This is a genomic window from Aquibium pacificum, assembly GCF_040839445.1.
In the GTDB taxonomy this organism is placed as follows: domain Bacteria; phylum Pseudomonadota; class Alphaproteobacteria; order Rhizobiales; family Rhizobiaceae; genus Aquibium; species Aquibium pacificus.
Genome location: NZ_JBDPGJ010000004.1, coordinates 176,167 through 201,667 on the forward strand (window position 1 = coordinate 176,167; position 25,501 = coordinate 201,667).

Here is a 25,501-nt window from a genome sequence, read left to right on the forward strand (position 1 = left end):
TAACGAAACGGATATATCAGGCGTAGGCTTGCGCCGCCTCCCGCACGTGCTCGACCAGCAGCTGTGCCTCTGGCGACAGCTTGCGGTCCGTCGCGTGGGTGATGCCGACCGAACCCATCAGTTCGTCGCCGGTCAGGCTCAGTCGCACGACGCGGCCGTCGGCGATCTCCTGCCGAACCGCGCCGAGCGGAACGCAGGCGACGGCGCGGTTTCCGGCGAGAAAGCTGCGCGTGAATTCGAAAGACACCGTCTCGATCTTGTTGGGAAAGGCGCCGAGCCCGCGGGCGGTGGTGAACTTGTCCAGTTCGCGGCGGATGATCGTGTCGGGCATCGGAACCACGACGAGTTCGGCCCGGATGTCGTCGAGTGTCACGGCGTCCGGCTGCGCGGCGAAGGGATGATCGCGTCCCACGACGAAGATCAGCGGCTCGAAGTAGAGGTGCTCGAAGCGCACGCCCGGCATGTAGTCGAGCGCCAGCAGGCGGCCGAGCAGGAAGTCGATCTCCGACCGGTGCAGCCGCGCCACCAGTTCGGGCACGCCGGCCCAGTAGAGCCGCAGGTCGGCCTGCGGCGCGGCGGCCTTGAACCGGCTCGCCGCTGCCACAGCGAGCGTGCGGGCGACGTTGGGCAGCATGCCGACCGCGACGACCGGCACCGGCGAAAGTCCCGCCGCGCTCCGGGTGCCTGCCTCGAGTTGCGACAGCGCGGCGTCGACGTGCCGCCGGAGCGATTCGCCCGCTTCCGTGAGCGAAAGGCCGCGGCCGGTGCGAAGGAAGAGCGGCTGTCCGATGATGCCTTCGAGTTCCGCCAGCGCGCGGGAGAGCGCAGGCTGCGAGCTGTTCATGTGCTCCGCCGCGGCACTGACGGAACTGTGCCTGGCAAGGGCCTGAAAACAGCGCAGGTGCCGCATGCGCAGTCGCGCGAAAGCTCCGGTCATCGCGGGTAGCATGCCCCCGTTGCGAGTGATCGGATCCACTTGGCAAAGTCGGACAATCCACGCAAGCGGCGGCGCGTGAGGATACCTCTTCCTTTGCCTGACGGGATTATACTCGAAGCTGCGGAAAATCCGGTCATGGCGGCAGCCGATACCGGCAACCCATTGTCACCTGCTGCGGGGGCATACGGCACCGCCGGCCAGGTGGAGACTTTTCCGGACAGAACCGGAAGGGCCCATGCGTCAGCTCAGCCTCGAATTCCTCACCGTCCCGGAAGTCGATACGCCGAGGCATATCGAACTCGCGGCTGAATACGGGTGCGCCTTCGTCGGTCTGCTGATCCAGCCGATGCGGCCGTTCCCCTTCTTCAACCTCCTGGGGGACACGCCGCAACGGCGGATGGTGCGCCGCCGCTGCGTCGATCTCGGCATAACTGTCGACGTTGTCGACGCCTTCAACCTCCAGCCAGAGACCGATCCCGAATCCTTCCGTCTGGCGATCGAGTCCAGCGCCTATCTCGGCGCGAACTGGATCAATGTGCTTGCGCGCGACCCCGACCAGTCGCGTCTCCTCGACAGCTTCGGGGGCACCTGCGAGATCGCGCGGGAGTACGGCATCAAGGTCTCGACCGAGATCAGCCGCCGCTTTGCTCACGACACGCTGCCGAACACGGTGGCATTCCTGGAAAAACTCGGCGATCCGGATGCCCGGATCACGGTCGATTCCATGCACTTCTTCCGCAACGACGGCACGATCGCGCAGATGAAGCAGCATATGGACTGGATCGCGCGCGTGCAGATCTGCGACGGCGCGGACGGCGTGCCGGTGGACAAGCAACTCGAAGAGGCCCGCACCAGGCGCCTTCCGCCGGGCGACGGCGTGTTCCCGCTGCAGGAGTTCCTCGACGCGCTTCCCGACGACAGGGTGATAGGCGTCGAGATACCGAACACGGCGATGTCTCTCGAAGAGCGCGTCGGCCGCTCCGTCAGGCAGACGCGGGGAATGGCGGACAGGAGGGCGGCCACGTGACCACCCGCTCCTTCGTCTTGTCTCGCCGGGATGGACCAGCACATGGCCTCCGGTGATGCCGCGGCCCGCGTCGCCGTCCAGGCACAGCGGCGGGTCGACGCGTTGAAGGCGGCCGACGAGGGCGGTCTGCTGGACGTCCTCCACGAGGACCTCGTCCACATCCACGCCTCCGGCCGTTTCGACACGAGGCAGAAACTCGTCGACAGCGTGGTGCAGGCAAAGATCGTCTACCGCAGGATCGAGGCATCCGACGTGCGCATCGTCGAAGCCAACGCGCTGACCACCTTGCGCACCGGAAACCTGAGCACGACGGTCATCGTCAACGGCGAAGAGAAGCTTCTCGAGACCGCGTTCCTGGAAACATGGATCCGGTCTGATGACGGCAAATGGCGGATGATCGCTTGGCAGGCGACGCCGCGCATCGTGCCGCCGTCTGAGGGCGGCAGCGTCCCGTTGGAGAAGTCGAATTGAGCCACGTTTTCGGAGCGGCCGGGCAGACCGGGCTGATCGTTCGCGACATCGATTCCGCGCTGAAGCACTGGATCGCGCTCGGGGTCGGCCCCTGGTTCTACCGTGACAGGATCGATTTTCGCGATTTCACCTACCGGGATCAGGCCTGCGACGTCGAGGTCTCGGTCGCGCTCGCCAACAGCGGCGCCATGCAGTTCGAGCTGATACAGCCGCGCAACGATGCCCGCTCGATCTACAACGACTTCCTGCGTTCCGGCCGCGAGGGCATTCACCATCTCGGCTTCCTGACCCGGACATTCGACGCGGACAAGGCGCGCTACGATTCGCTCGGCATGCGGCCCGTGATGCGGTGCCGCGTCGGAGACAGTCCCGACTGCATCCTGTTCTACGAGCCGTCCGGGACAGATGGGGTCGCGGCGGAGATCATCGAACTCAGCGGAGGCAAGGGCCGCGTTTTCGACCGCATCCGGCAGGCGGCCGACGGATGGAGTGGTGACCGGCCGATACGGGATTTCGCCGAAGTCATGGGATGAGGGCGGCCAGCTTCGCATGCGCGGGGCGAGACCCGGGGACGTGGAAAAACATCGGGAGGAAGATCGATGAACTCGACCATCGAAACGCGCGCGACGGATGGCTCCGCGGGGGCGCGCGGCCCCGCGCCCTACTACCGCGACGAACTCTACGGGCTGCTTTCTAGGGCGCGGCTCGAAAACCCCGTCTACTACGATCCTGAACTGGATTACTGGATCGTAACGCGATACGCCGACGTGATCGCCATCCTGAACGACCAGGAGAACTACACCGCCGAGAACGTCACCCAGCGTCCGATCCCCATGCATCCCGACGCGATGCGGATACTGGAGGAGGGCGGCTTCTCGCCCTCGCCGAGCCAGGCGAGCATCGCCCCGCCGCACCACACCCGCATCCGCGCCGCCACCAACGCGATCCTCAACATCAAGACCTTCGCGGTGCTGGAGGCCGACATCCGGCGCCTGACCATCGAGGCACTCGACCGCCTCGAAGGCCACAGCCGCGTCGATCTCCTCGCCGACTTCACCTACGAACTTCCCGCGCAGGTGATATTTCTCGTCCTCGGCATTCCCTCGCAGGATACCCAGAACGTCAAGCGCTGGGCGGGCAACCGCACGCTGATCGACTTCAGCCCTTCGACCTACGAGCAGCAGATCGAAGGCGCGAAAGGCCTGGTCCAGTACTGGAAGTACTGCAAGTCGATGGTCCAGGACCGGATGGAGAACCGGCGCGGCGATTTCACCAGCCGGCTCCTCGACTGGCGCAATGGCGACGACGCGATCCTGACACTGAACGAGATCGCCACGCTCACCTATTCGCTCATGTTCGCCGGACACGAGACCACGACGAACCAGCTCACCAACGCCTTCAGGGAGCTGATGATCCAGCGCCAGGCGTGGGATGCGATCTGCGCCGATCCGTCGCTGGTCCCCAACGCGGTGGAGGAGATGTTCCGCCTCGTCGGTTCGGTCATCCACTGGCGACGCCGCACCCGCAGGGAGGTCGAGCTTGCCGGCATCCGGCTTCCCGCCGGCGCCAACATCATGCTGTCCTTCGCCGGCGCCAACCGCGACGGCTCCGTGTTTCCCGAACCGGACCGGGCCGACGTCGGCCGGGCGAACGCGCGCAGGCACCTGTCGCTCGGCAGCGGCATCCACGTCTGCGCCGGCGCGCAACTGGCGCGTCTGGAGATGAAGATCGTGTTCGAGGAGATGACCAGGCGCTATCCCGACATGCATCTGGCGCCCGGCGCGCCCGTCGAGCACCTGCACACCTACGTCTTCCGGGCGCCGACCTCGCTGTGGGTCGATCTCGGAAAGCCGCGCCTGCCGAACTAGGTCCGCCGCGCACCCGTACCGTCCGTCGGCGCGGATGAAGAACAAGCCGGTGCTCCCCGCATGTCCGGCCCAGCTTGGACGAAGCCAGTCAACATTCGGAGACAAGCGATGTCACATGCCGCGAACCCCGCCCTGATCGAAGCGCCGGTCCTCGACATGGACCCGTACTCCGAAGAGAACCTCGAAAACCCGCGCCCCTTCCAGACGGCCCTGCGGGACACCGGACCCGTGGTGTGGATCGAGAAGTACAAGATGTACGCCGTCGGCCGTCACGAGGAGTTGCGCCAGGTGATGTCGGATTACCGTCGCTTCACGACCACGGGCGGCATCGGCATGTCCGACATCCGCAAGCCCGGCGCGTGGCGCAGCCCGAGCCCCATCACCGAGATCGATCCGCCCAGGCACACCGCGGTGCGCGGGTCGATGATGAAGATCCTTTCCCCGCTCGTCATCCGGCAATGGCGCGAGGTCTTCGAGCGCAAGGCCGAGGCGCTCGCCGAGATCGTCGTCGAGCGCGGCGAGGTGGACGGCGTCAAGGACATCGCGGAGGCCTTCGTGCTCGATGCCTTCCTCGGCGTCCTCGGCGTCGATTTCTCCAAGGAGGAGTTCCTCATCATCGGCGACATGAATTTCAACCAGCAGGGACCGAAGAACGAACTGTTCCGCCGTTCGGAGGAAGCTGCCGCGGGGATCATGGACCGCTACCAGGCGGCGATCCAGCGCGAGAACATCCTGCCAGGCGGCTTCGCGGAGAAGATCCTGCAGGCCGAGGACGCCGGCGAGTTCGCGCCGGGCACGGGACCGCTTCAGGTGCGCTCCTTCCTGCGGGCCGGCGTCGACACCACGATCGCGGGGATCGGCCACACGCTCAACTTCCTCGCCCGCGATCCCGGCCAGTGGGACGCGCTGCGCCGCAACCCGGCACGCACGAAGGCAGCTTTCGAGGAGGCGATCCGGCTGGAATCCCCGGCCGCGAACCTCTTCCGCACCACCGCTGCGGATACCGAACTCAGCGGCGTCTTCATGCGGGGCGACACGAAGGTCGCCATGTTCATGGGGGCGGCGAACCGCGACCCGCGCAAGTTCGAGGATGCGGATCGCTTCGACATCGCGCGGGAGTCGGCCGGCATCCACCTCGCGCTGGGCCACGGCGACCACATCTGCATCGGCCAGAACATCGCGCGTCTCGAGGCGGAGTGCATCCTGGGTGCGATCGTGCGCCGTGCCGCGACGCTCGAACTCGCCGGCGAGCCCCGCTATCGTCTCGTCAACACGCTGCGCACGCTGGAGCGGCTTCCCCTGAGGCTCGGCCGCTAGGCATCCGTCAGCCGGAATGTACGCCGCGGGGCGTGAACAGTGCCCGCATCCATGGGACCGGAGACGGACGCAGAACCGTGATGCGGCTGGCCGCGACGTTGGCGTTGAGCGCTTCCCGCGCCTCGCGCCAGGCTTTGTTCCGCTCGAGCCGAGACCTGTGACGATGGAACTCGTCGAGGGACGTGAACCATCGATACTCCAGCACCCGATGCAACTGGCCGACCAGCGAGACGAACATGCCGACGAGGCTCTGCTCCTCGAACCCATCCGTCTCGGAGAAGATTTCCATTTCCCGCCAGTAGGATGGTGCCGTTCCCGGCAGGAGGTCGACCGACGTCTCAGTGACGATCAGCCCCTCGACGTCTCCCGCGTCGGGGAAGACGGGCTGGTCGCAGAGCCAGTCCCGCTCCGCGTTCCACAAGGGGGATAGCCGGGCGACGGGGCTCGGTGAAAAAAAGCCGTTCTCCTGCGCGGTCAGCAGCTTTCGGGCGGTGGTGTAGTAGTCCTGACGGCCCGGCTGCCGCTGGTTCGATGCCACGCGATCGCGCCAGTCCGCGAAGTCGTCGTAGCGCTGCAGATGCACGATCTGCTCCGCCGTCCCGCCCGCCACGTCGAAGTAGCCGATGTTGCGTTCCAGGTAGTCCGGGATCGCGTCCATGGTGTTCCACGAATGCTGGAGCGCCCAGAACTCCGCGGCCAGGCCCGGTCGCAGCGTATAGGCGCGGCGTTCAAGGATCATCCTGGTCTCTCCTGGCCCGTGCGCAACTGCAGGCGCGGGCAGTGCGCCGTTCAGCCGAAGGCGCGCATGAAGGCGATCGGGTTGACGTGCTCGCGGTTGAGCACGATCTTGCCGTCGCGCAGCTTGAAGATGAACACGTAGCGCTGGTCGTAGGAGCGGCCGTTGGCGATGACGATGCTGTGCGCGCTCGCCTCGACGATGATGCAGTCGGGATCCGTCGTCTGATGGACGTCGTGGATCCAGAAGACGTGATCCCGCCGCCCCGGCATGGCCTTGTTGTAATAGGAGAGGATCCGTTCCTTGCCGCGCCAGACGGGCTCGAAGCCATCGAGTTCCGGCGCGAAGGGGATTTCCTGAACGGCGTCGCCGGCCCACAGGTCGGCGAACGCGTCGAGGTCCTTCGCCATCAGCGTCGTGTAGAAGCCGAGGACTGTCCTTTCGTTGTCGTTCCTGGGAACGATCTCGTCCGCGCGTCTCATCGGCTTTTCCCTCCCGCTTCGATCGGTTCGTCTATTGTTTTCGTTCGATCCGCATGTCCGCCATCGTCTTTCCCTCCGGCATGGGGGGGCGCTTGCGGATTTCCTCCCACGGAACGCCGGCTTCCCAGTCGGCGCGCAGCTTGTCGGGATCGACGAAGACGCCGATCGGATTCTCTGCGAATTCCTTGCTGTGGAAGAAGGCGTGGGTGCTTTCCAGCGTGTCGAAATTGTCGACCTGCAGTTCGAGCATCACGTTGTCCGGGTCGCGATAGTAGAAGGAAATCGTCGGCCCGTGGTTGATCATGCGGACCGGCAGAATCCCCTTGTCCTTCAGGCGGTAGTAGGTCGAGAGAAGCTCGCCCAGATCGCGATAGCTGTAGGCGAAATGGTCGACGCTTCCGCTTCCCTTCGGAAGGTCGACGGTGTCCGGAACCTGGATGAACGCGATGCGGTGATGCTCGTGATCGTAGGTCATGAAGCAGATCATCTCGTTGCGGAAGACGACCCGCGCGCCGAGCACGGCCTCGTACCATGCGATGATCCTGTCGATCTGCTTGGTCTTGAGGACCATGTGCGCGAACAGCTCGGGCGGTATAGGCTCCCCCTGCCGCGCGCTGCTTCGCTTCTGCGTGTTGTGGGACATTGCGATCTCCTTCGCGCGCCGAGGCGTTCGTTCGCGCCGCCGTTCAGCCGTCTGCGATGAGCCTATCCCGCCGGGAAAGTGAGGCGGTCCCCCGTATCTGGGACGCAAGGAATCGCGGCGACCTCCCGGCATCCGGCAACGGCGCCCGCTCGTCGGAAACGGGGCGCGACCGGTACCTTTCGGAGGCAGGGTCAGAGCTGCGGGTCAGCGATCCGCACGACAAGGCCGTCCAGTGCCTCGGTCATGACGAGCTGACAGCTCAGACGGCTGTTCGGCTGCCGGCCCATGGCGGTGAAGTCGAGCATCTGTTCTTCGTTCGGCGTGATCGGAGGCGTATCGGGAAGGAACGTCTCCTCGACCAGCACATGGCAGGTCGCACAGGTGAGTCCGCCGCCGCAGTCGCCGACGATGCCCTCTATGCCATGCGCGGTCGCGGCCCTCATCAGGCTCGTTCCAACGGGAACGTCCAGCTCGACGCGCGACTCGTCCGGATTGATGAATGTGACCTTGGGCATTTTCTGGAAGACCTCTCTGTTCAAGCTGGGACCAGCCGGAGCGGGAGGCGCTCCAGCGTCCGAAGGGTGTTCACGATCCGGTATTCCGGGTCTCCGGCGGGTTCGATGGCTTTCACGCGGCGCACGATGGCGCCAAGGATGCATTCGGCTTCCAGCCGCGCGATCATCTGGCCGATGCAGACGTGGGGTCCGGTGCCGAACGCCAGATGGACGCCGGTCACGTCCCGGTCGACGTCGAACCGGTCGGGGTCCTCGAACTTCCGCGGATCGCGGTTCGCCGCGCCCATGAAGTTGCCGATCTTCACGTCGCCGGCCAGCGAAAGCCCCGCGAATTCCAGTGGCGCCGAGGTCGTGCGGAACATCACCTGCGAGGGCGAATGCAGGCGCAGCGCCTCCTCGAAGGCGGTGCGGATCTTGGCAGGGGCCGCCTTGACCTTCGCCCACTCTCCCGGGTTCTGCGCCAGGAGGTTGAGCGTGTGGCCGATGCCGGCGATCGTGGTATCCACGCCCGCGCGCAGGAACGACCGCACCTGCACGCCTGCGGTCCCCTTCTCGAATTCGCCGGCGTCCTCGGCCAGAAAGATCTTCTCTCCGAATCCGCCGGGGATCATGCTCTCGCGCTGGAAGCTCTTCTGGTAGGCGTCGAGGATCGGTTCGACCCGCTTCAGCGACTTCTGCAGGTTTTCGTTGTTCGGGCCGATCTGGTTGAAGTTCATCTCGCCGATGGCGATGAAATCCTTGCGCGGCATGTCGACGCCGAGAACGTCCGGAAACACTTTCAGCACATAGGCTTCGACCAGTTCGGTCACCGCCTCGATCTCGCCCTTCGCGACCACGCGGTCCGCGACCACCTCGGCTTCCTCCGAGAAATGTTCGCGCCACTTGCGGATCACGATCGGCGACAGGATCTTCGTCATCGCGCCCCTGACGCCCGTGTGGCGCGGCGGATCGATTTCGGTGATGGGGCTGGGCGTGCGCCACGCTCCTGGCTTGCGGATGTCGGACATCCCGATGCCGCCGGTCGAGGTGAAGCGCTGGTAGTCGCTCATCACCGTCTTGACCTCGTCGTAGCGGCCGACCGCATACATGTCGTACTTCTCGATGAAGACGACCGGACCCGTCTCGCGCAATGCAGTGTGGAAGGCAGTGGGGTCGGCGATGTTCTCATCGGAGAACGGATCCACGTCGAGGACGGGTGGCGCCTTCGCGGTCGTCATGCTCGCGGTGCTCATAGGTGGCCTTCCTCGTGATCTCGTCAGGCTCTCGTGACGCGAAGCGGCAGCTTCTCGAGAGTGCGCAGCGTGTTGATGATGCGATAGGAAGGCGGACCGGCCAGTTCGATCGCCGCCACCCGCCGCGCGATGGCGGCGAGAATGATGTCGGCTTCCAGTCGCGCGATCATCTGCCCGATGCAGTTATGCGCGCCGGCACCGAACGCGAGGTGGATGCCGGCCGTCTGGCGGTCGATCAGGAAATCGCCGGCCCGGTTCCACTGGCGCGGATCGCGGTTGGCAGCGCCGATGAAGACGGCGATCTTCCGGTCCGCGGCGAGCTTCACGCCGCCGAGCACGGTTTCGCGTGTGGTGGTGCGGAACTGTGTCTGCGAGGGCGATTCATGGCGTATGGCTTCCTCGAACGCACCCCGCACCAGCGAAGGGTCGGCCCGGACCCGGGCCCACTGCGCCGGATCGCGGGCCAGCTGGTTGAGCGTGAACCCGATGCCTGCGTTCGTCGTGTCCATGCCCCCGCGGATGAAGGAGCGTACGATGCCGGGCGCGCTGCCGGGTGGAAGTTCGCCCGCCTCCTCGGCCAGGTATATCTGCTCGCCGAATCCGCCCGGGATCATGCTCTCGCGCTGGAAGCTCTTCTGGTACCACTCCAGGATCGGCTCGACCTTCTTGAGCGACCGCTGGAAGATGTCGTTGTTCGGGCCGATCGCGTTGAAGTTCATGTCGCCGATGGCGACCGCGTTCTCGTGCGGGATGTCCACTCCGAGCGCGCTCGGAAATACTGTGAGCACGAATGCTTCGGCAATGTCTCGCACGGCGTCGAACTCGCCCATATCGACCACTTTGTCGGCGATTCGCTCGGCCTCCTTCTCGAAGTCCGCCCGCCATTTGCGCACCACGATCGGCGAGATGATGCGCGTGAGCACCGTCCGCAAGGAGGTGTGTTCGGGAGGGTCGACCTCGAGGAGCGGGCTTCGCGGGCGCCATGCGCCGGGCTTGCGAAGGTCGTACATGCCGGTGCCGGCGCCTGCCATGAAGCGCTCGTGGTCGGACATGACCGCCTTGACTTCCTCGTAGCGTCCCGTCGCGTAGATACCGTACGGAGCAAGCACCACCACAGCCGCCTTTTCCCGAAGCGTCTCGTGAAAAGCATACGGATCCGGCAGGATTTCCTCCGTGAACGGATCGATGTCGAGGACCGGTGCCTCCAAACGTGCCTCCGCTATGGCTTCGGTCATCCTCGTCGTTCTCCGGCCTCTTCCCGTTCCCTGCCGGTGTGCCCCACCGCATGTTGATTCGTTGATGTTGCTATCGGATTCGAACGTCGGTGCAATGTGCCTGGCTCAGGATTTCTTTACCCGCAGCGGCAGACTGTCGAGTTGGCGCATCTGGTTGATGGGCCGGAACCGGGCCTCGCCGGCCAGTTCGAGCCGGTCGGCGACCTTCACCAGCGCTTTCAGGATCGCTTCAGACTCCAGCCGCGCGATCATCTGTCCGATGCAGATGTGCGGCCCGCTTCCGAAGCCGAGATGAACGCCGGTCGTGTCGCGCGTGACGTCGAACCTGTCGGGGTCCGCCCATTTCCTCGGGTCGCGGTTGGCTGCTCCGAGGAACACGCCGACCTTCGTATCGGGCGTGAGGCGCACTCCCGAGAGCGAGACCTCGCCGACGGTGGTCCGGTAGGTGACCTGGAACGGCGTCTCCAGCCGGAGAGCCTCCTCGAAGGCCGACTTCACCTTCGTCTGATCGCTTCGGAGGATCGCCCATTGATCGGGATTCCGGGCCAGAAGATGCAGGGTGTGTCCGATCCCCGTGATCGTCGAATCGGTCCCGCCGCCGACGAACGAGCGCACCATGTTCGAGGCGATGCCTTCGTCGAATTCGCCGCGATCCTCCGCATCGAAGAGCATCTCGGCGATCGAACCCTTGATGACGCCCTTGCGCTGGACGCTGTTCTCGAACCATTCGAGATAGGGCTGCGCCCGTTTCATGGCGCGATGGTAGAGTTCGTTGGGCGGACCGCTCTGGTTGAAGCGCATCTCGCCGATAGCCAGGATGTTCTCGCGCGGCAGATCGACGCCCACCGCCTCCGGGAAGACCTTCAATACGAAGGTTTCGGCGAGATCCGTCACCCCGTCGAACTCGCCCATGTCCACGAGCCGCTCGGCAAGGCGTGCCGCCTCGGTCTCGAAATGCTCGCGCCAGCGGCGGATGACGATGGGTGAGAGGTACTTGGTCAGCGTTCCGCGGATGGCTGTATGTCCGGGCGGATCGTTCTCCAGAAGGCGGTTGGGAATTCGGAACGCGCCGGGCTTGCGGATGTCCTGGATCCCGATGCCGGCGCTGGCGGTGAACCGGGTATGGTCGGTCAGCACTTCCGCGCATTCGACGTGCCGGCCGACGGCATAGACGCTATAGGGCTTGATCAGCGCGATCGGCCCTGCCTCGCGCAGTTCGCGATGGAACGGATAGGGATCCCGCAGGACATCGATCGCATAGGGGTCGATGTCGAGGACGGGTGCCTCGGCCGATCGCTCGATTTCCGCGACGTCGCTCATGCGCAGCTCCAACTTTCGTCTTCTGGCCCTGGCCGGTCGGATCGGATGTCGCTCTTCCCATCGTCACGCCGACCCGGGCGACATGCGCGGGCGGGACCGTCCCCGATCCGCCGGCGCGTCCATTCTCTATGCGGCCGGCGGTCGGAAAAGCTGTCCCCCGTGGAGGGGAACGCCGGATTAGCGGCCCACATTCCCGGCTATCGCTTCACCTAGTTCAACTCGGTCCGCGCGAGTTCGGGCGTCTCGCGATAGTCGCTCCACAGCGTCAGGTACCACATGAGGAGTTCGCGCTGGCTGCCGATCCCGAGGCGCTGATAGGCGCGCTTGCGGTAGGTCATCACGCTTTCCTTGCCGATGCCGAGATCGAGCGCGATACCGCACGAGGAGAGACCGTAGAGGATGCGCGCGCACACCTCGCCTTCGCGCTTGGAGAGGTTCGTGGAAGCGAGGATGCAGCCTTCGATTTCGGGCAGCGAGCACAGCGCGGGCGTCAGGTTCGGACGGCGCGTTGTGAGGTCGACGTGCTTGGCGACGATCGACATGGCTGTTCCCGCGATGCAGTTCGCCGTCTCCAGGAGCGCATCCACCGCGCCGCCGCCGTCGTGCGGGCGCAGGATGCGGACGCAGTAGGCCGTGCCGTCCTTGCGCACGCTCAGCAGCACGCGCTGGCGCTTCTGCAGGTACCTGTTGCAGTCCCCGGAGAAGGGCACGTTGATGAAGTCCACGCGCACGCTGCTTTCGCTGGTGACGGAAAGCTGGCGCTTCACTTCGTAGGAGGTGAGGTCGGACTGGATGACCGGCTCGGCATCGGCCCGGCAAGCGGACGAGACCTCGGTCAGTTCGTAGTCCTTGAGCTGGAAGATCGAGCAATGGTCGGCGCCGATGTGCCCGTCGAAGTAGGACAGCAGGCGATCGGCGAACTGGCTCTGTCCGATGCATTCGACGATGTCGGACAGTCCGAAGAGGTGGTCGATTTCGATCGGCTGGGTGTCTTCTCGGGCAATCGCCCCGAAAACTGTCGTCATGATTTCCTCCCTGGCTACGACCATAGTTTTAATTTCATTATGTAACTTTTTCAATCTGAAATCGATGTTGCGGTGCGATACGGGTATCTTATTGTTTTAACTAACGAAATCGTCAAAGGAGAAATATGAAAAACATGCTCATATTTTCTGAATGTGCACTGCACGCGAAGTTCCGTATACCCCGGCGAAGGCTCGTTCCGGCCCCGGCTGCCTTTGCCCGCACCCCTTGTGACGTTCGGATGGGCCGGCATTGGACGTGATCCGGCGTCCCCACCGCATTCATGCCGAAGTCGCCGGGACGGAGCGAAGGTGGACCTGCATTGGGGCGGGGCCCCCGGATGCGGCGGTCTCCCGTCGGTCCCCCGCCGCAGTGACAATCCGGTGTTCGGGAATTGGTATTGCTTTTGACAAAGGTTCTGTTGAAGCTCCCGCCACGAGGGAGTGGGAGGTATTATGCGGACTGGTTTCACGTGCGCGACGGACGGCGTACGCGGACACGGCGATCGGGCGGGACCGCGCGACGGCGCGCCTCACTGCATCTCGATGATGTCCGCGGGAGAAGACCGCGCATGTTGATGCAGCAACTGCTCAACGGCGTCGTGGTCGGCAGCGTCTATGGCCTGTTCGCGCTCGGATTCACGCTGATCTTCGGCGTGAACCACATCATGAACATGGCGCATGGCGCCGTCTTCATGTGGGGCGCGTTCGCCGGCCTCTATGCGGTCATCCTGTTCGACGTGCCGTTCCCGATCGCTCTCCTGATCGGCGCGGTCGGCGGCGGAATGGTGAGCGTCGTGTTGGACTGGGTGGCCTTCCGCCCGTTGCGCAAGCGCGGCGCGCCCGAATTCTCGTCGATCGTGTCCTCCATCGGCGCGAGCCTGATCATGCTGTCGCTCGCCCAGCAGCTGACGGCGACGCGCGTCATGCGGTTTCCCTTCGACATCTTCCCGATCGTGGTCTTCAACTTCATGGGGCTGCGCATCCAGCTCCTCCAGCTGATCATTGTCGGCATCGTCTTCCTGATGGTGATCGGCCTCCTCTACTATCTCTACCGAACCAAGTACGGACGGCACATACGGTCGGTTGCCTTCTCGGAGCAGACGTCGAAACTCCTCGGCATCAATCCGTTCGCGGTCAACTTCCAGCTCTTCTTCCTCTCGGGCGCGCTCGCCGGGATAGCGGGCGTGCTGATCGGGATCGTCTTCAACTCCGTGCATTTCATGATGGGCGAGCCGCTTCTCCTGCGTGCCTTCGTAGTGATCATCCTTGGTGGGCTGGGAAGCATCCCCGGGGCGCTGATTGCGGGGCTCCTGATCGGCATCATCCAGACGCTGACGGTCGCCTACATTTCGGCGGGCATGGCGGATGCGCTGGTGTTCTCCCTGCTCTTCCTCGTCCTTCTGGTTCGTCCCACCGGACTTCTCGGCAACAGCGGCGCCGTCGCTCGGGTGACCCGCATATGATGAGCTTCTTCCACTCCTATACGCCGCTGTTCGAACTGGCCCTCTTCAACACGCTCTTGGCGTTCAGCCAGTACGTCGTCCTGCGGGCCGGCGTCTTTTCGCTGGGAACTGCGGCGTTCGCGGCCATCGGCGCCTATGTGGCGGCGATCGTGGTGACGACCTACGGCCTCCCATTCTGGATCGGCATCGTGCTCGCGATTGCGATCGGCGCGATGGTCGGCGCGCTCGTGGCGATCCCGCTTGCCCGGCTGCGCGGCGTCTTTCAGGCACTGGCGACGCTGGCACTGGTGCAGATCGTCCTGTCCATCACCCTCAACTGGGTCGACGTGACGAACGGCGCGCTGGGAATAAACAGCATCCCGAAGACGGTCGGCCTTGTCGGGCTTCTGATCGCGGTAGCGATCGTAACCTACTTCATGGCGGCGATCGGCTCCTCGAGCATCGGACGTGCGTTTGACGTCATCCGCGAGGACGAGACCGTGGCGGTGTCGCTCGGCATCTCGGTCGTCAAGCACCACTTCATCGCCTTCGTCCTGTCGGGGGCGATCGCCGGGCTCGCCGGAGCCCTGCACTCGTACAACAGCTATTCGATCACGCCCAACGAGTACGGCTTCAACATGCTCGTCATCGTCCTGGCCATGGTCGTGCTGGGAGGGCGGGTCTCGATCTGGGGTCCGATCGTCGGCGCGGTTATCCTGACGGTGCTGCCCGAACTGCTGCGCGGCTTTCAGGAATACCGCACGGTCGTGCAGGGCGCACTGCTGATGGCCTCTATCATCTACCTGCCCCGCGGCGTCGCCGACACTCTGATCGGAGCCTACCGGCGCCGCCGGATCGCGGAGGAAACCTCGCGGATGAGGGAGACGGTGACGGCATGAAAGCGCTGGTTCTCGAGGATCTCGCCCGCAATTTCGGCGGCTTGCCCGCCGTCGACGGCATACGGCTCGAAGCGCCCGCCGGGCGCATAACCGGCCTCATCGGACCGAACGGCGCCGGCAAGACGACCGTCGTCAACATGATCACCGGGTTGCTGAAGGTCACGCGCGGGCGCATCAAATTCGGCGACGACGACGTCACCGAGGCCGACGCCACCCAACTCGCCCGCATCGGCATCGCCCGCACGTTTCAGAACATCCGGCTGATTTCGGACGCCACCGTTCTCGAGAACGTCGTGGCCGGCTTCCATCGCCATGAAACCACCGGCACCTTCGCCAATCTGTTCGGGCTCCCCTCCGCGCAGCGCGAACGTCGCGCGCTGGAGGACAAGGCCATGATCCTGCTCGAACAATTCGGCATGACGGGTCTGGCCAGGCACCCGGCGGGCGGTCTCTCCTACGGCCACCAGCGGCGCATCGAGATGATGCGCGCGCTGGCGATGGACCCGGCGCTCCTGCTGCTCGACGAACCGGTCGCCGGCATGAACGATTCCGAGGCCCACAGCCTTGCCGACATTTTCCGGAACGTCGCCCGCCGAGGGGTCGCCATCCTGCTCATCGAGCACAACATGCGCTTCGTCATGTCGCTCTGCGATCATATCTATGTGCTCGCCTCCGGGCGTCTGATCGCCGAGGGCACGCCCGACGCTGTCGGCCGCGATCCCCGCGTCATCGAAGCCTATCTCGGAGCATAGCCATGCTGACGATCGAGAACCTTGCGGTCGCCTACAAGGGCATCATGGCGTTGCGCGGCGTATCCCTTTCCGTCGCAAAGGGCGAGATCTTCACCCTCATTGGTCCGAACGGCGCGGGCAAGTCCACCATGCTGAATGCTGCCAGCGGGATCGTCCCGGCCATGTCGGGCCGCATCCTGTTCGACGGCGAGCCGATCCAGGGCCGAGCCGCTCACCTCATCGCACGGGCCGGGCTGATCCAGGTGCCGGAAGGCCGCCGCGTCATCAGTCCCCTCACCGTGGCGGAAAATCTCGCGCTTGGCCGCGAAGCGGCGGGACGGAGGGGGTCGGAGGCGTCCGACATCGACGAGGTCTACGAGCTTTTCCCCATCCTGGCGGAGCGTCGCAACCAGTTGTCCGGCCAGCTCTCCGGCGGGCAGCAGCAGATGCTGGCGATCGGCCGCGCCCTCATGGGCAAGCCGCGCATCCTGCTTCTCGATGAGCCGAGCCTCGGTCTGGCGCCCGTCATCGTGCGCGAGGTCTTCGACGCGCTCATAAGGCTGAACCGCGGCGGCCTCACCATTCTGCTGGTCGAGCAGAACGCCAAGCTCGCGCTCCAGACCGCCCACAACGCGGCGGTCATCGAGCAGGGACGCATCGTGCACCAGGGCGCCGCCTCGGATCTCATCGACGATCCGGTCGTGGCGGATCATTATTTCGGCCGCGCGGAAGTGATGGCGTGATACGACGGAAAAGGTGTACGGAGGCCATAGCAAGGCGCCTGAGAAATGCTTGCGGTCTACCTTGGCGCCCATGCGGGAACGCCTGAATAGCCCCCATGCGCGGGGACAGACCCCGCCGGCATTTGCTTCATGGATGGGCGGTACCGCGATCTTGCGGCAAGGTCGGAAAGCAATCGTCGAAGGCCGTATCGATCGATCGACAAGCGCTATGCTTGGCAGCGCGATCGGCATCCGTGCCAGAGGTTGGTCCAGTCATCGGCAGTCAGGGAGGATATGCATGAAACTCACGCGCAGGATTTTATTGGCAGGTGCCATCGCATTTTCGGCAAGCACCGCATTCACGGCGGCGAGCTTCGCCGAGACGGCCACCATCGGTGTCATGAACGCGATGACCGGGCCCTATGCGTTCGGCGGCGTGCCGATCCAGAACGCAATGAAGCTTGCCATCGAGCAGGCCAACGCCAGTGGCGCGTTGGGTGATCTCAAGCTGGAGGTCGTCGAGGGCGATACGGCCGGCGACAAGGGGCAGACCATCACGCTGGTCAGCAAGTTCGCCCAGAGCGACAACGCTCTGATGATCATCGGCCCGACCACGAGCATCGAGGGGACCGCCGGCGCGCCGGTCGCCAACGAACTGAAGGTTCCGATCATGGCCATCGGATCGTCGACTGGCATCCTCGACGCTGGCCCGTACTCGTTCAAGGTCCAGGCGGTCGGTTCCGACATCATGGGCGCGCTGAGCGACTACGTCGCCAACAACATGGGTGCCAAGAAGATCAGCATCGTGTTCGACCGTGGCAATGACGGCTTCGTCGGCCAGAAAGATGCTTTCAAGAAGAAGATCGAGGAAGCCGGCGTCGAAATCGTTTCCGAAGAGGGCATCCTCGCCACGGACACCGACTTCCTCGCGCTTGCGACCAAGCTCGCCTCTCAGGAGATCGATGCCTTCTTCGTTGCGGCCCCGGCGGAAGTCGGCGCCAACTTCCTCCTGCAGACGCGGCAGGCCGGCGTTCCCATGGACATCCGCTTCGTCGGGCCGTCCACCTTCGCGACACCCGCCTTCGTCGACACCGCGCAGGGCGCCGCGGAAGGCTCGATCGTGCTCGCCGACTACTTCATGGGATCACCGGACGAAGCCAACCAGGCGTTCGTCAAGGCCTATCAGGACAAGTACGGATCCCAGCCCGACAACTGGGCGGCCATGGGATATGCCCTCGCCAGCCTGGCGGTCGAGGCCATCAAGGACGCGGGTCCAAACCCTGACCGCGAGAAGGTCAAGGACGCCCTCTCCAACCTGAAGGACGAGCCGACGATCATCGGCAATCACACCTGGTCGATGGACGAAGGCCGCAACCCGCACTACGGCGCGGCAATCCTGCTGGTCAAGGACGGCGCCTTCGAACTCGCGCCGCAATAGCTCCGCTTTCTCCAAGGAAGCACTGAGAGCCCCGGCGGTACGTCCGCCGGGGCTCTTTACCGATCGGATATCGGATATGGAATACCCTCGGCTCCAAGCTTTGACCCTCTCGCTGCCCCTCATCCGCCCCTTCGGGGCACCTTCTCCCCGTGAACGGGGCACCATCGCTCAGACCGCGCGCTCCCGGAGCTCGGCATCCCCGATTATCTTCGACACGTACGCGACACTCCCCTTCTCCCCGTTCACGGGGAGAAGGTGCCCGAAGGGCGGATGAGGGGCGGCGCCAGTGGTCGACCGAAAAGACCGGTGGTATGGCACCCGCGTCACTGGCCATTGACCGTTTCACTGGCACCCGATCGGAATGCCGCCATGAACGCGGCCTCGATAGTCGCAACCGCCTGTCCGGGTGGATAGAATCCGACACCGCACCCAGCCGCATCAATGTCTTCCACGATTTCTCGGGTGACTTCATCCACGCACCCCGCGACAGGCCGCACACTGCCCGCCGGTGAGCGAAGGATGCGAAATGCACGTGCATGCGGCAATGGACGACGGAAGGATGCTGCGGCGCGTCATCGCGCTGCTCGTCTCCTTCGCCGCCCTGGCCGAACGGGCCGCCGGCCGATCCGCACCGGTCCGCTGCTTCGTCCTCTGGATATTGCGGCGGGCGGAGGCGGTGGCGGAGGAGTTCGTCTTCGATGCAGCGGGCGTGCCGCAGCCGTCCCTTGAAGGGATCGCGTCGGCCGGCAACGATCCCGACGACGCGCTCCGGCTCGCCGCCCGCTTCTACGCGCTGGCCACCGCGCTCTGCGCCCTGTTGCCCCTCGGTGGGTTCGACTGGCGGTCTGCCCGGCGCGGTTTGGTATTTGTTCCCGTCCCACAGGGCTACGACCGCTTGATGGGCGGCTATACATTGAAGCTGAACGACACTTCATAAGGCAAGTCGCGCGGCGCGGACGGTCGATCATGACCGCCGATGGAACAAGAAAACTGCCTGCGAAGCGCTCCGGGGATCAGTTCCGGTGGGAATCCACGCGTTCGATCATCGCGCGGGTCGCGCGCGCGATGACGCGCGCGACCTCGTGGTCGCTTTTTGTGGCAAGCAACTCGTCGACCGGGCATTCGAGCGTCAGGGGGGCGCCCGCCGGGATGGTCGCCAGGAGTTCTTCCAGGGGAAGGGCGCCCGTTCCAGGCACCATGCGGTGGCGGCGGGCCTCGATCGCGATCCCGCCCAGTTCCTGGGGCCTCACCGTCGCGGATGCATCGCAAAACTGCATGTAGGACAGGCGCGCCGGATCGATCCTGGCGACGTCCTCGACCGTGCCGCCGGAACGGCTGAGATGGATGGGATCGACGAGCAGCGTGATGTCGCCGCGCCCGGTCCTGTCGATCACCCGGTCCGCCTGCTGGATCGTCTTGACGCCGGTGAAGAACATGAACTCGAACGCGGTTCCGAGCCCGAAGCCGGACGCCTGGTCCGCCACATGCGCAAGATTGTCGGCGACCCGGCTCTCGTCGGTGTCGTCCGCGATGGCGATCACGTACCGGGCTCGGAGGCGGGCGCCGGCTTCCATCATCGGAAGGAAATCGCTGACCTGCGTCTCCGGCTTCAGCCGGATGACCTCGATGTCGTGGACGTGGAGGCCCGTGTCGTCCAGCCGGTGCAGCGTCTCCTCCATCATCGGGCTGTGGCCGAGCATCGGAAACTGTTTCTCGCCCGCCTGGGGATGTGCCGGAACCAGCCGGATCGTGACGCCGTCGAAGCCGCCGGCCGCGGCTGCCGAAACCAGATCCGGCGGATCGAGGTGGAGCAGCGTCAGATGTGCCATGGCGATCTGGCGGCGTCCGCCCTTGCCGTCGTTCTGTGTCATTCGATTGCTCCTTCCGGCCCCGGTTGCGCGCGGGACCACTACTCTGCCACGACGCGATTGGTCAGCGTTCCCACGCCCGGAATGTCCACCGTCACCACGTCGTCGGGCTTCAGCCACAGCTGCGGCTGCCGCGCCACGCCGACGCCGGCCGGAGTGCCGGTCGCGATGATGTCGCCGGGGGAAAGCGAAACGATCGCGGAGATGAAGGCGATCAGGTCGGGGATCGAATGGATGAGGTCCGAGAGCGGCGCGTGCTGCATGCGGTCGCCGTTGAGATGGGTGCTCAGTTCGAGTGCGGAGACGTTCGGCACCGCGTCGGCCGTGACGAGGTATGGACCGCAGGCGCCGGACCCCTCGAAGTTCTTGCCCGCCGGCAGGCTGCGCTTCTGGAAGTCCCGGACGCTGCCGTCCATGAAGCAGGTGTAGCCGGCAATGTGGCCCATGGCGTCCGCCGCCGCGATGTGCCGGCCTCCTCGGCCGATGACGACGGCGAGTTCCCCCTCGAAATCATACTGGTGCGAGGCCTTCGGCTTCCGGATCGGCGCACCGTGACCGACGATGGACGCGGGAAGCCGGAAGAAAACCACCGGTGCCTCCTTGTCCGCCTGCCGGCCCGCCTCGGCGGCGTGGGCGGCGTAGTTCAGACCGACGCAGGCGATGGTGCGTGGCTGCGGGATAGGCGGCAGCAGTTCCAGTTCGTCCAGGGCCGCATGGGCGGTCATGCCCGACGCCAGATCGGCCAGCCTCGGCAGAGCGCCGGCGGCGAGCGCGTCCGCGAGCGTCTTGATACCCGGAAGACGCCCGGACACATCGATTACGCCGTCGCCCATGACCGCCCCGAACGAAGCCTTGCCGCGATGGACGTAGCTCGCAAACTTCATGTTTGCCTCTCCTCACCCGATGACCCGATGCGTCTATGTGTGCTCGGCATGGACCTCGAGCGCGACGAGCAGGCGCGACACCATGTTGTAGGCGGCGATCGTCGCGGTGAGTTCCAGGATCTGTCTCTCGTCGAAATGCGCGGCCATCGCCCGGTAGGTCTGCTCCGGGACGGTGATGTCGCGCGTCATCGCATCCGTATAGGCAAGCACGGCCTTCTCGCGTTCGGGCATGCCATCGGGCGTCCCGCCTCGCGACAGTTCCCCGATCCATCCCTTGTCCAGACCTTCCGCGATCGCGATCGGCGCATGCGCCTCGAATTCGTACGAAGCCCCGTTGAGGATCGCGATGCGCAGGATGACCAGTTCGCGCAACGCGCCGGGGAGCGACGTTTGCTGTCGGATGGCGGTCAGGAGCTTGAGCCAGCCCCGTGCCACAGGCGGGCTGTTCAGGAGCACCTGGTAAAGCAGCAGCAGTTTTCCGCCGCGTTCGCTGCGGATTTCGTCGATGAGTTTCTCCAGGGCCTCGTCGGATGCCTCAGAAACCGCCTTTATCCTCGGCATGGTGCCTCTCCTCCCACTCCTACCTGGTCGCCTGCCCCTCCGACCCGCTCGCGCGCATCGGTTTCAGCGCTTGTGACCAGCGCTCGAGTTCGGGCAGCATCGCGCGCGCCGACGCGTCGATCAGCGGGTTCGACACGAAACGGCCCTCCGCGTCCAGCCTCTCGGCGACCGTCGGTATCGGCACGCCCTCGATGAGCGGAACCAGCTTGAGGGTGGTCACGATCTGCTTGCAGAGCTGGACGGCACGAAGCCCGCCGGACACGCCGCCATAGCTGACGAAGCCGCAGGGCTTGTGGTGCCACTCCTTGTGGAGATAGCACAGCGCGTTGACGAACGCCGGCGACGGACCCGCATTGTATTCGGGCATGACGAAGACGAAGGCGTCGGCCGCCGCGACGCTCGCGCTCCAGGCCTTCGTATGATCATGGACATAGGCGCCGAGCTTGGGATGGTTCGGCTCGTCGAAGACCGGCAGCGCGAAGTCCGCCAGGTCTGCCAGCCGCACGTCGAAGGTGGAGTTCTCCGTCGCGAACTGCCCGAACCAGCGCGCCACGGCCGGACCGATACGTCCGGGTCGGGTCGAACAGATGACGACGTGAAGCAGATTCAATGTCTGGTTCCCATGTTGCCATGGAAGACGCTACACCGAGGATGGATCCGCCTCTGTACCCAACGATGGGACCGGCGGTCAGAAGCGGCGCGACAGTTCCGGCGGCAGTCTCGTCAGCATGACGATGCCGAGGAACAACAGCAGCACCGCGGCGGTCAGGAAGACCGGCGCGAACCCAAAACCGTCGATGACCTGTCCCGCCAGAAAGACGCCGACCGCCTGCGACAGAAAGTAGAAGGTGGCGAAGATGGCGACCGAGGAACCGCGCGCATCGGGCGCCATCTGGGTCGCGCAGGTCTGCAAGGTGTTGTGCAGCATGTAGAATCCGAAGCCCATCAGCGGGATGGCCGCGAGATAGACATGGTGCGACGGCGCGAAGGCGATCGCCGCATAGGTGATCGCGACGAGTACGGTGCCGAGAAATGACAGCCTGCCCGGCCCGAAGATCCGGATAAGCCGCCTCGACTGGACGACATAGGCAAGTCCGCCGATGCAGTAGGTCGCCAGGTAGAGCCCGATGGTGGCGAAGTCGAAGCCGTAACGGAGATTGAGGCTCGCCCCGACATAGGTGAAGGCGCCGAACATCGCGAATGCCTCGATGGTCACTAGGAACAGCACAAAGCGGACCACCGGCCGCGTCAGCAGGCGCATGAACACGTCCAGCGTCTGCCAGATGCTGCCGTTCCCCCGGATATGCGCGGCCGTCGCTTCGCGATCGCGGGCGAGAACGAAGAGAAGGCCCGCGACCGCCGCGAGGTAGATGGCGGCGATGACGAGGAAGGCCGAGCGCCAGCCGAAATATTCGCCGAAGATACCTCCGCCGATCTGGCCCGCGAGCAGTCCGAGTATCTGGCCCGACATGAACTTTGCAAGCACCGCCTGGCGCTCGTTATCGGCCACGACGTCTCCCACCCAGGCGATGGCGAGCGGAACGATCGCCGCGGCGACCATGCCGGAACACAGCCGCGCCGCCGCGATGCCGGTCAGCGAGGACGCCAGTCCGCACGCGAGCGTGGCCAGCATCGAGCCGACGCAGGCGATGAGGATGACCCGGTACTTGCCGTAGCGGTCCCCGAGCGGTCCGAACACGATCTGGAACGCGCCGTAGGCGAAGGCATAGGCGGTGGCGACGAATGCCACCGATCCGATCGACACGTCGAACTCGAGAGCGATCTGCGGGAGCACGGAATCCATGACGCGCGTCGTCGCAGCGGCGGCGAACGAGGCGACGGCAAGAAAGAAGATCGCGCGCGAATGGCCGGAAGACGTTCGCGCTTCGCTTTGGTCGCCGGCGTCGTGTTCGAGGGGAGGTGCGCTTTCCGAGAGAATGACCCTCTCCTGTGGGAATGGCCTTCGACACCGCGGCCCGGCAGGTCGCGACGGAAGCTAGTATCCGGCGAGGTTGCACCTGTCACCCGTATTGGTGACACGACTGCCGCCATCGTGCAGAGAGGTGCATGCCGGCCTACCCTGTCGAAAGGGACATACGGTCCCGCCGGCATTGCCGACGCTCCGCGCGAACCTCGGAAGGATGCGACGAACCATGATCTACGAGATGCGGCACTATCTGATCGAGCGCGGGCGCATGAACGACAATCATGACCGCATGGCGCACCGGACCCCGCCTCTGCTCGCGCGGCATGGGGTACGGGTCGTCGCCCGCTGGGCCGCCGTCGCGGGGGTCCGGCTGCCCATGTACTGCTACATCATGGAGTGGAAGGATTTCGCCGAGCGCGAAGCCGCATGGGCGAATTTCTACGCAGATCCGGAATGGGCGCAGGTTCGCGCGGACACGAACGCGGGCTCCGAACTCGTCGAGGAAAGCAGCCTCTTCTTCATGCGGCCAAATCCTGTCTTCGTGGAAAACGACGCGGACCGCGACCGAAGGATTACCGGGCTCCATCAGCTGGTCATCCAGAAGACCGCGATCGGCCGAAACCCCGCCGTTGCTGGGTTCCTGGGATCGACCTACCTGCCGCGCCTGAAGGCGGCGGGCGCCGAGGTTCTAGGGGTGTGCGACATCGTCAGTGGGCCGGTCATGCCCGCCGTCGCCATGCTCTTTGCCTGGCCTGACGAGACCGTCTGGCGCAAGGGATGGGCCGCCTTCGAAGACGACCAGGAGATGATCGCCGCCTACCGCGCGCAGCGGCAGGCCGCCGGCACGACGCTCCTGGGCAGCGCCGACGTCTACCTGCTCGAACCGGCGAAGTACGCGCTTCCGCTCGCCCTGAGGACCACCCCCCGCTGAGCGGGTGCGCGAGCCGGCGTCAGGCCGTCACCTTCAGCGGCAAATAGTCCAGCGTGTGCAACTGGTTGATGATTCGGTAGCGCGGCTCTCCCGCCGGCTCCAGCGTGACGGCCCTCTCGGCGAATGCCCTGAGGATACAGTCCGCCTCGAGCCGAGCGATCATCTGGCCGATGCAGGTGTGGGTTCCGTGACCGAAGGCGACATGGATCCCCGCGATGTCGCGGGTGATGTCGTATTTCTCCGGGTTTTCCCAGAACCGCGGATCGCGATTGGCGCAGCCCGAGAAGATGCCGATCTTGGTGTCGGCTCCGAGCCTGTAGCCACTCAGTTCGGTCTCCCGACGGGTGGTCCGGTAGTTCACGTAGGAAGGCGATTCGTGGCGGATCGCCTCCTCGAAGGCGTTGCGCGCAAACTTGGACGGGTTCGACTTGAGGATCGCCCATTGGTCGGGATTGCGGGCGAGCTGGTTGAGGGCAAATCCGAGACCGGCGATGGTGGTGTCGGTCCCGCCACGCACGAAGGCGCGGCAGATGTTGGAGGCCACGCCCTTTTCGAACTCTCCGCGCTCCTCCGCGTCGAAGAGCATCTCGCCGATCGATCCCGGACGCATCGCTTCGCGCCGGACGCTCTTTTCATACCATTCGAGATAGGGCTCTGCCTTCTTTTCCGCCGCGCGGAAGAGGTCGTTGTATGGCCCTGCCTGATTGAAGCTCATCTCGCCGATCGCCAGCGCTTCCGTCCGCGGCAGGTTGACGCCTACCGCCTCGGGGAAGACGTGCAGGATGTATGCCTCGGCGAGGTCCTCGACTCCGTCGAACTCTCCCATCTCGACGACTTTATCGGCGAAGATCGCCGCTTCCGTCTCGAAATGGTCGCGCCACCGCCTGACCGCGAGCGGCGACAGGATCTTGTTCAAAGTCTTGCGTATTTCGGTGTGTCCCGGAGGGTCGTTCTCCAGAAGCCGGTTCGGGATACGGAACTTGCCCGGCTTGCGGATGTCGGCGATGCCGATGCCGGCGCTGGCCATGAACCGGTCGTGATCGTTAAGGACGACCTTCGTCTCCTCGTAGCGTCCGGTGACGTACACCCCGTATGGCTTCAGCCGCACGACCGCGGCCGTCTCCCTCAGCTCTTCGAAGAAGAGATACGGATTTTGGATGTTCTCGACCGAGTACGGGTCGACGTCCAGCACCGGCGGCTCGAGCAGCGCGCCGTGGGAACCTTCACCGGCGGTCGGTTGCGTGGTCATGCTCATGGGCTAACCTCCCTTGCGCCGCATCACGAGGCGAC

Annotated in this window: 27 protein-coding genes; 12 read left to right on the forward strand and 15 right to left on the reverse strand. The window is 65.0% G+C overall.

Annotation, left to right across the window (positions count from 1 at the left end):
- Positions 1–16: 16 nt before the first annotated feature.
- On the reverse strand, positions 17–949 hold the full coding sequence (locus ABGN05_RS17315) for a LysR substrate-binding domain-containing protein (RefSeq protein WP_367955876.1): 933 nt from the start codon (positions 947–949) through the stop codon (positions 17–19).
- 223 nt (positions 950–1,172) lie between these two features.
- Between ABGN05_RS17315 and ABGN05_RS17320 the strand changes: the two genes are divergently transcribed.
- The 5 genes from ABGN05_RS17320 to ABGN05_RS17340 all read left to right on the forward strand — a co-directional run bounded on the left by ABGN05_RS17320 (position 1,173) and on the right by ABGN05_RS17340 (position 5,620).
- Positions 1,173–1,964, forward strand: coding sequence for a sugar phosphate isomerase/epimerase family protein (locus ABGN05_RS17320; RefSeq protein ID WP_367955294.1), 792 nt, complete (start codon positions 1,173–1,175; stop codon positions 1,962–1,964).
- Positions 1,965–2,006: 42 nt separating this feature from the next.
- A complete protein-coding gene (locus tag ABGN05_RS17325; protein ID WP_367955295.1) occupies positions 2,007–2,435 on the forward strand; it encodes a nuclear transport factor 2 family protein in 429 nt (142 codons plus the stop codon).
- Positions 2,432–2,968 (forward strand): VOC family protein, encoded by a 537-nt coding sequence (locus ABGN05_RS17330; protein ID WP_367955296.1) that lies wholly within the window; start codon positions 2,432–2,434, stop codon positions 2,966–2,968. The genes ABGN05_RS17325 and ABGN05_RS17330 overlap by 4 nt, the downstream gene beginning before the upstream one ends.
- A gap of 66 nt (positions 2,969–3,034) precedes the next feature.
- Positions 3,035–4,303 carry a cytochrome P450 gene (locus ABGN05_RS17335; protein WP_367955297.1) on the forward strand — a complete coding sequence of 423 codons (1,269 nt, stop codon included), beginning with the start codon at positions 3,035–3,037 and terminating at the stop codon, positions 4,301–4,303.
- Between the two features lie 108 nt (positions 4,304–4,411).
- Complete coding sequence (locus ABGN05_RS17340; protein ID WP_367955298.1) at positions 4,412–5,620, forward strand: cytochrome P450; 1,209 nt, start codon at positions 4,412–4,414, stop codon at positions 5,618–5,620.
- A 7-nt stretch (positions 5,621–5,627) separates the two neighbouring features.
- Here the strand turns inward: ABGN05_RS17340 and ABGN05_RS17345 are convergent, their stop codons facing one another.
- From ABGN05_RS17345 to ABGN05_RS17380, 8 genes are all read right to left on the reverse strand, one after another.
- Positions 5,628–6,359 carry an NIPSNAP family protein gene (locus tag ABGN05_RS17345; protein ID WP_367955299.1) on the reverse strand — a complete coding sequence of 244 codons (732 nt, stop codon included), beginning with the start codon at positions 6,357–6,359 and terminating at the stop codon, positions 5,628–5,630.
- A 50-nt stretch (positions 6,360–6,409) separates the two neighbouring features.
- Positions 6,410–6,838 (reverse strand): nuclear transport factor 2 family protein, encoded by a 429-nt coding sequence (locus tag ABGN05_RS17350; protein WP_367955300.1) that lies wholly within the window; start codon positions 6,836–6,838, stop codon positions 6,410–6,412.
- Between the two features lie 31 nt (positions 6,839–6,869).
- Positions 6,870–7,481, reverse strand: coding sequence for a VOC family protein (locus tag ABGN05_RS17355; protein ID WP_367955301.1), 612 nt, complete (start codon positions 7,479–7,481; stop codon positions 6,870–6,872).
- A gap of 191 nt (positions 7,482–7,672) precedes the next feature.
- A complete protein-coding gene (locus tag ABGN05_RS17360) occupies positions 7,673–7,996 on the reverse strand; it encodes a 2Fe-2S iron-sulfur cluster-binding protein (RefSeq protein ID WP_367955302.1) in 324 nt (107 codons plus the stop codon).
- A gap of 20 nt (positions 7,997–8,016) precedes the next feature.
- The gene (locus tag ABGN05_RS17365; RefSeq protein WP_367955303.1) at positions 8,017–9,228 is read right to left on the reverse strand and encodes a cytochrome P450; all 1,212 of its coding nucleotides are present in this window, start codon (positions 9,226–9,228) and stop codon (positions 8,017–8,019) included.
- 23 nt (positions 9,229–9,251) lie between these two features.
- Positions 9,252–10,463: a cytochrome P450 gene (locus ABGN05_RS17370; protein WP_367955304.1), complete on the reverse strand. Its 1,212-nt coding sequence runs from the start codon at positions 10,461–10,463 to the stop codon at positions 9,252–9,254.
- 105 nt (positions 10,464–10,568) lie between these two features.
- Positions 10,569–11,783, reverse strand: a complete 1,215-nt coding sequence (locus ABGN05_RS17375) for a cytochrome P450 (RefSeq protein ID WP_367955305.1) — start codon at positions 11,781–11,783, stop codon at positions 10,569–10,571.
- Between the two features lie 209 nt (positions 11,784–11,992).
- Entirely contained in the window at positions 11,993–12,808 is an 816-nt protein-coding gene (locus tag ABGN05_RS17380) for a response regulator transcription factor (RefSeq protein WP_367955306.1), read from the reverse strand.
- Positions 12,809–13,377: 569 nt separating this feature from the next.
- Between ABGN05_RS17380 and ABGN05_RS17385 the strand changes: the two genes are divergently transcribed.
- The 6 genes from ABGN05_RS17385 to ABGN05_RS17410 all read left to right on the forward strand — a co-directional run bounded on the left by ABGN05_RS17385 (position 13,378) and on the right by ABGN05_RS17410 (position 18,977).
- On the forward strand, positions 13,378–14,271 hold the full coding sequence (locus tag ABGN05_RS17385; protein WP_367955307.1) for a branched-chain amino acid ABC transporter permease: 894 nt from the start codon (positions 13,378–13,380) through the stop codon (positions 14,269–14,271).
- The gene (locus ABGN05_RS17390; RefSeq protein WP_367955308.1) at positions 14,268–15,149 is read left to right on the forward strand and encodes a branched-chain amino acid ABC transporter permease; all 882 of its coding nucleotides are present in this window, start codon (positions 14,268–14,270) and stop codon (positions 15,147–15,149) included. The genes ABGN05_RS17385 and ABGN05_RS17390 overlap by 4 nt, the downstream gene beginning before the upstream one ends.
- Positions 15,146–15,901, forward strand: coding sequence for an ABC transporter ATP-binding protein (locus ABGN05_RS17395; RefSeq protein WP_367955309.1), 756 nt, complete (start codon positions 15,146–15,148; stop codon positions 15,899–15,901). The genes ABGN05_RS17390 and ABGN05_RS17395 overlap by 4 nt, the downstream gene beginning before the upstream one ends.
- Before the next feature lie 2 nt (positions 15,902–15,903).
- Positions 15,904–16,623, forward strand: a complete 720-nt coding sequence (locus tag ABGN05_RS17400; protein WP_367955310.1) for an ABC transporter ATP-binding protein — start codon at positions 15,904–15,906, stop codon at positions 16,621–16,623.
- Positions 16,624–16,900: 277 nt separating this feature from the next.
- On the forward strand, positions 16,901–18,040 hold the full coding sequence (locus ABGN05_RS17405; RefSeq protein WP_367955311.1) for an ABC transporter substrate-binding protein: 1,140 nt from the start codon (positions 16,901–16,903) through the stop codon (positions 18,038–18,040).
- 526 nt (positions 18,041–18,566) lie between these two features.
- Positions 18,567–18,977 (forward strand): hypothetical protein, encoded by a 411-nt coding sequence (locus tag ABGN05_RS17410; RefSeq protein WP_367955312.1) that lies wholly within the window; start codon positions 18,567–18,569, stop codon positions 18,975–18,977.
- Between the two features lie 76 nt (positions 18,978–19,053).
- Here the strand turns inward: ABGN05_RS17410 and ABGN05_RS17415 are convergent, their stop codons facing one another.
- The 5 genes from ABGN05_RS17415 to ABGN05_RS17435 all read right to left on the reverse strand — a co-directional run bounded on the left by ABGN05_RS17415 (position 19,054) and on the right by ABGN05_RS17435 (position 23,292).
- Positions 19,054–19,911: a sugar phosphate isomerase/epimerase family protein gene (locus tag ABGN05_RS17415; RefSeq protein ID WP_367955313.1), complete on the reverse strand. Its 858-nt coding sequence runs from the start codon at positions 19,909–19,911 to the stop codon at positions 19,054–19,056.
- A gap of 38 nt (positions 19,912–19,949) precedes the next feature.
- Positions 19,950–20,792: a fumarylacetoacetate hydrolase family protein gene (locus ABGN05_RS17420; RefSeq protein ID WP_367955314.1), complete on the reverse strand. Its 843-nt coding sequence runs from the start codon at positions 20,790–20,792 to the stop codon at positions 19,950–19,952.
- A gap of 33 nt (positions 20,793–20,825) precedes the next feature.
- Positions 20,826–21,353, reverse strand: coding sequence for a carboxymuconolactone decarboxylase family protein (locus tag ABGN05_RS17425; RefSeq protein WP_367955315.1), 528 nt, complete (start codon positions 21,351–21,353; stop codon positions 20,826–20,828).
- A gap of 19 nt (positions 21,354–21,372) precedes the next feature.
- Positions 21,373–21,963, reverse strand: a complete 591-nt coding sequence (locus ABGN05_RS17430) for an NADPH-dependent FMN reductase (RefSeq protein WP_367955316.1) — start codon at positions 21,961–21,963, stop codon at positions 21,373–21,375.
- A gap of 78 nt (positions 21,964–22,041) precedes the next feature.
- Positions 22,042–23,292: an MFS transporter gene (locus ABGN05_RS17435; protein ID WP_367955877.1), complete on the reverse strand. Its 1,251-nt coding sequence runs from the start codon at positions 23,290–23,292 to the stop codon at positions 22,042–22,044.
- A 214-nt stretch (positions 23,293–23,506) separates the two neighbouring features.
- On the opposite strand from ABGN05_RS17435, the gene ABGN05_RS17440 reads away from it, so the two are divergent.
- Positions 23,507–24,211: an NIPSNAP family protein gene (locus tag ABGN05_RS17440; protein WP_367955317.1), complete on the forward strand. Its 705-nt coding sequence runs from the start codon at positions 23,507–23,509 to the stop codon at positions 24,209–24,211.
- A 19-nt stretch (positions 24,212–24,230) separates the two neighbouring features.
- Here the strand turns inward: ABGN05_RS17440 and ABGN05_RS17445 are convergent, their stop codons facing one another.
- The gene (locus ABGN05_RS17445; RefSeq protein ID WP_367955318.1) at positions 24,231–25,466 is read right to left on the reverse strand and encodes a cytochrome P450; all 1,236 of its coding nucleotides are present in this window, start codon (positions 25,464–25,466) and stop codon (positions 24,231–24,233) included.
- Positions 25,467–25,501 lie beyond the last annotated feature (35 nt).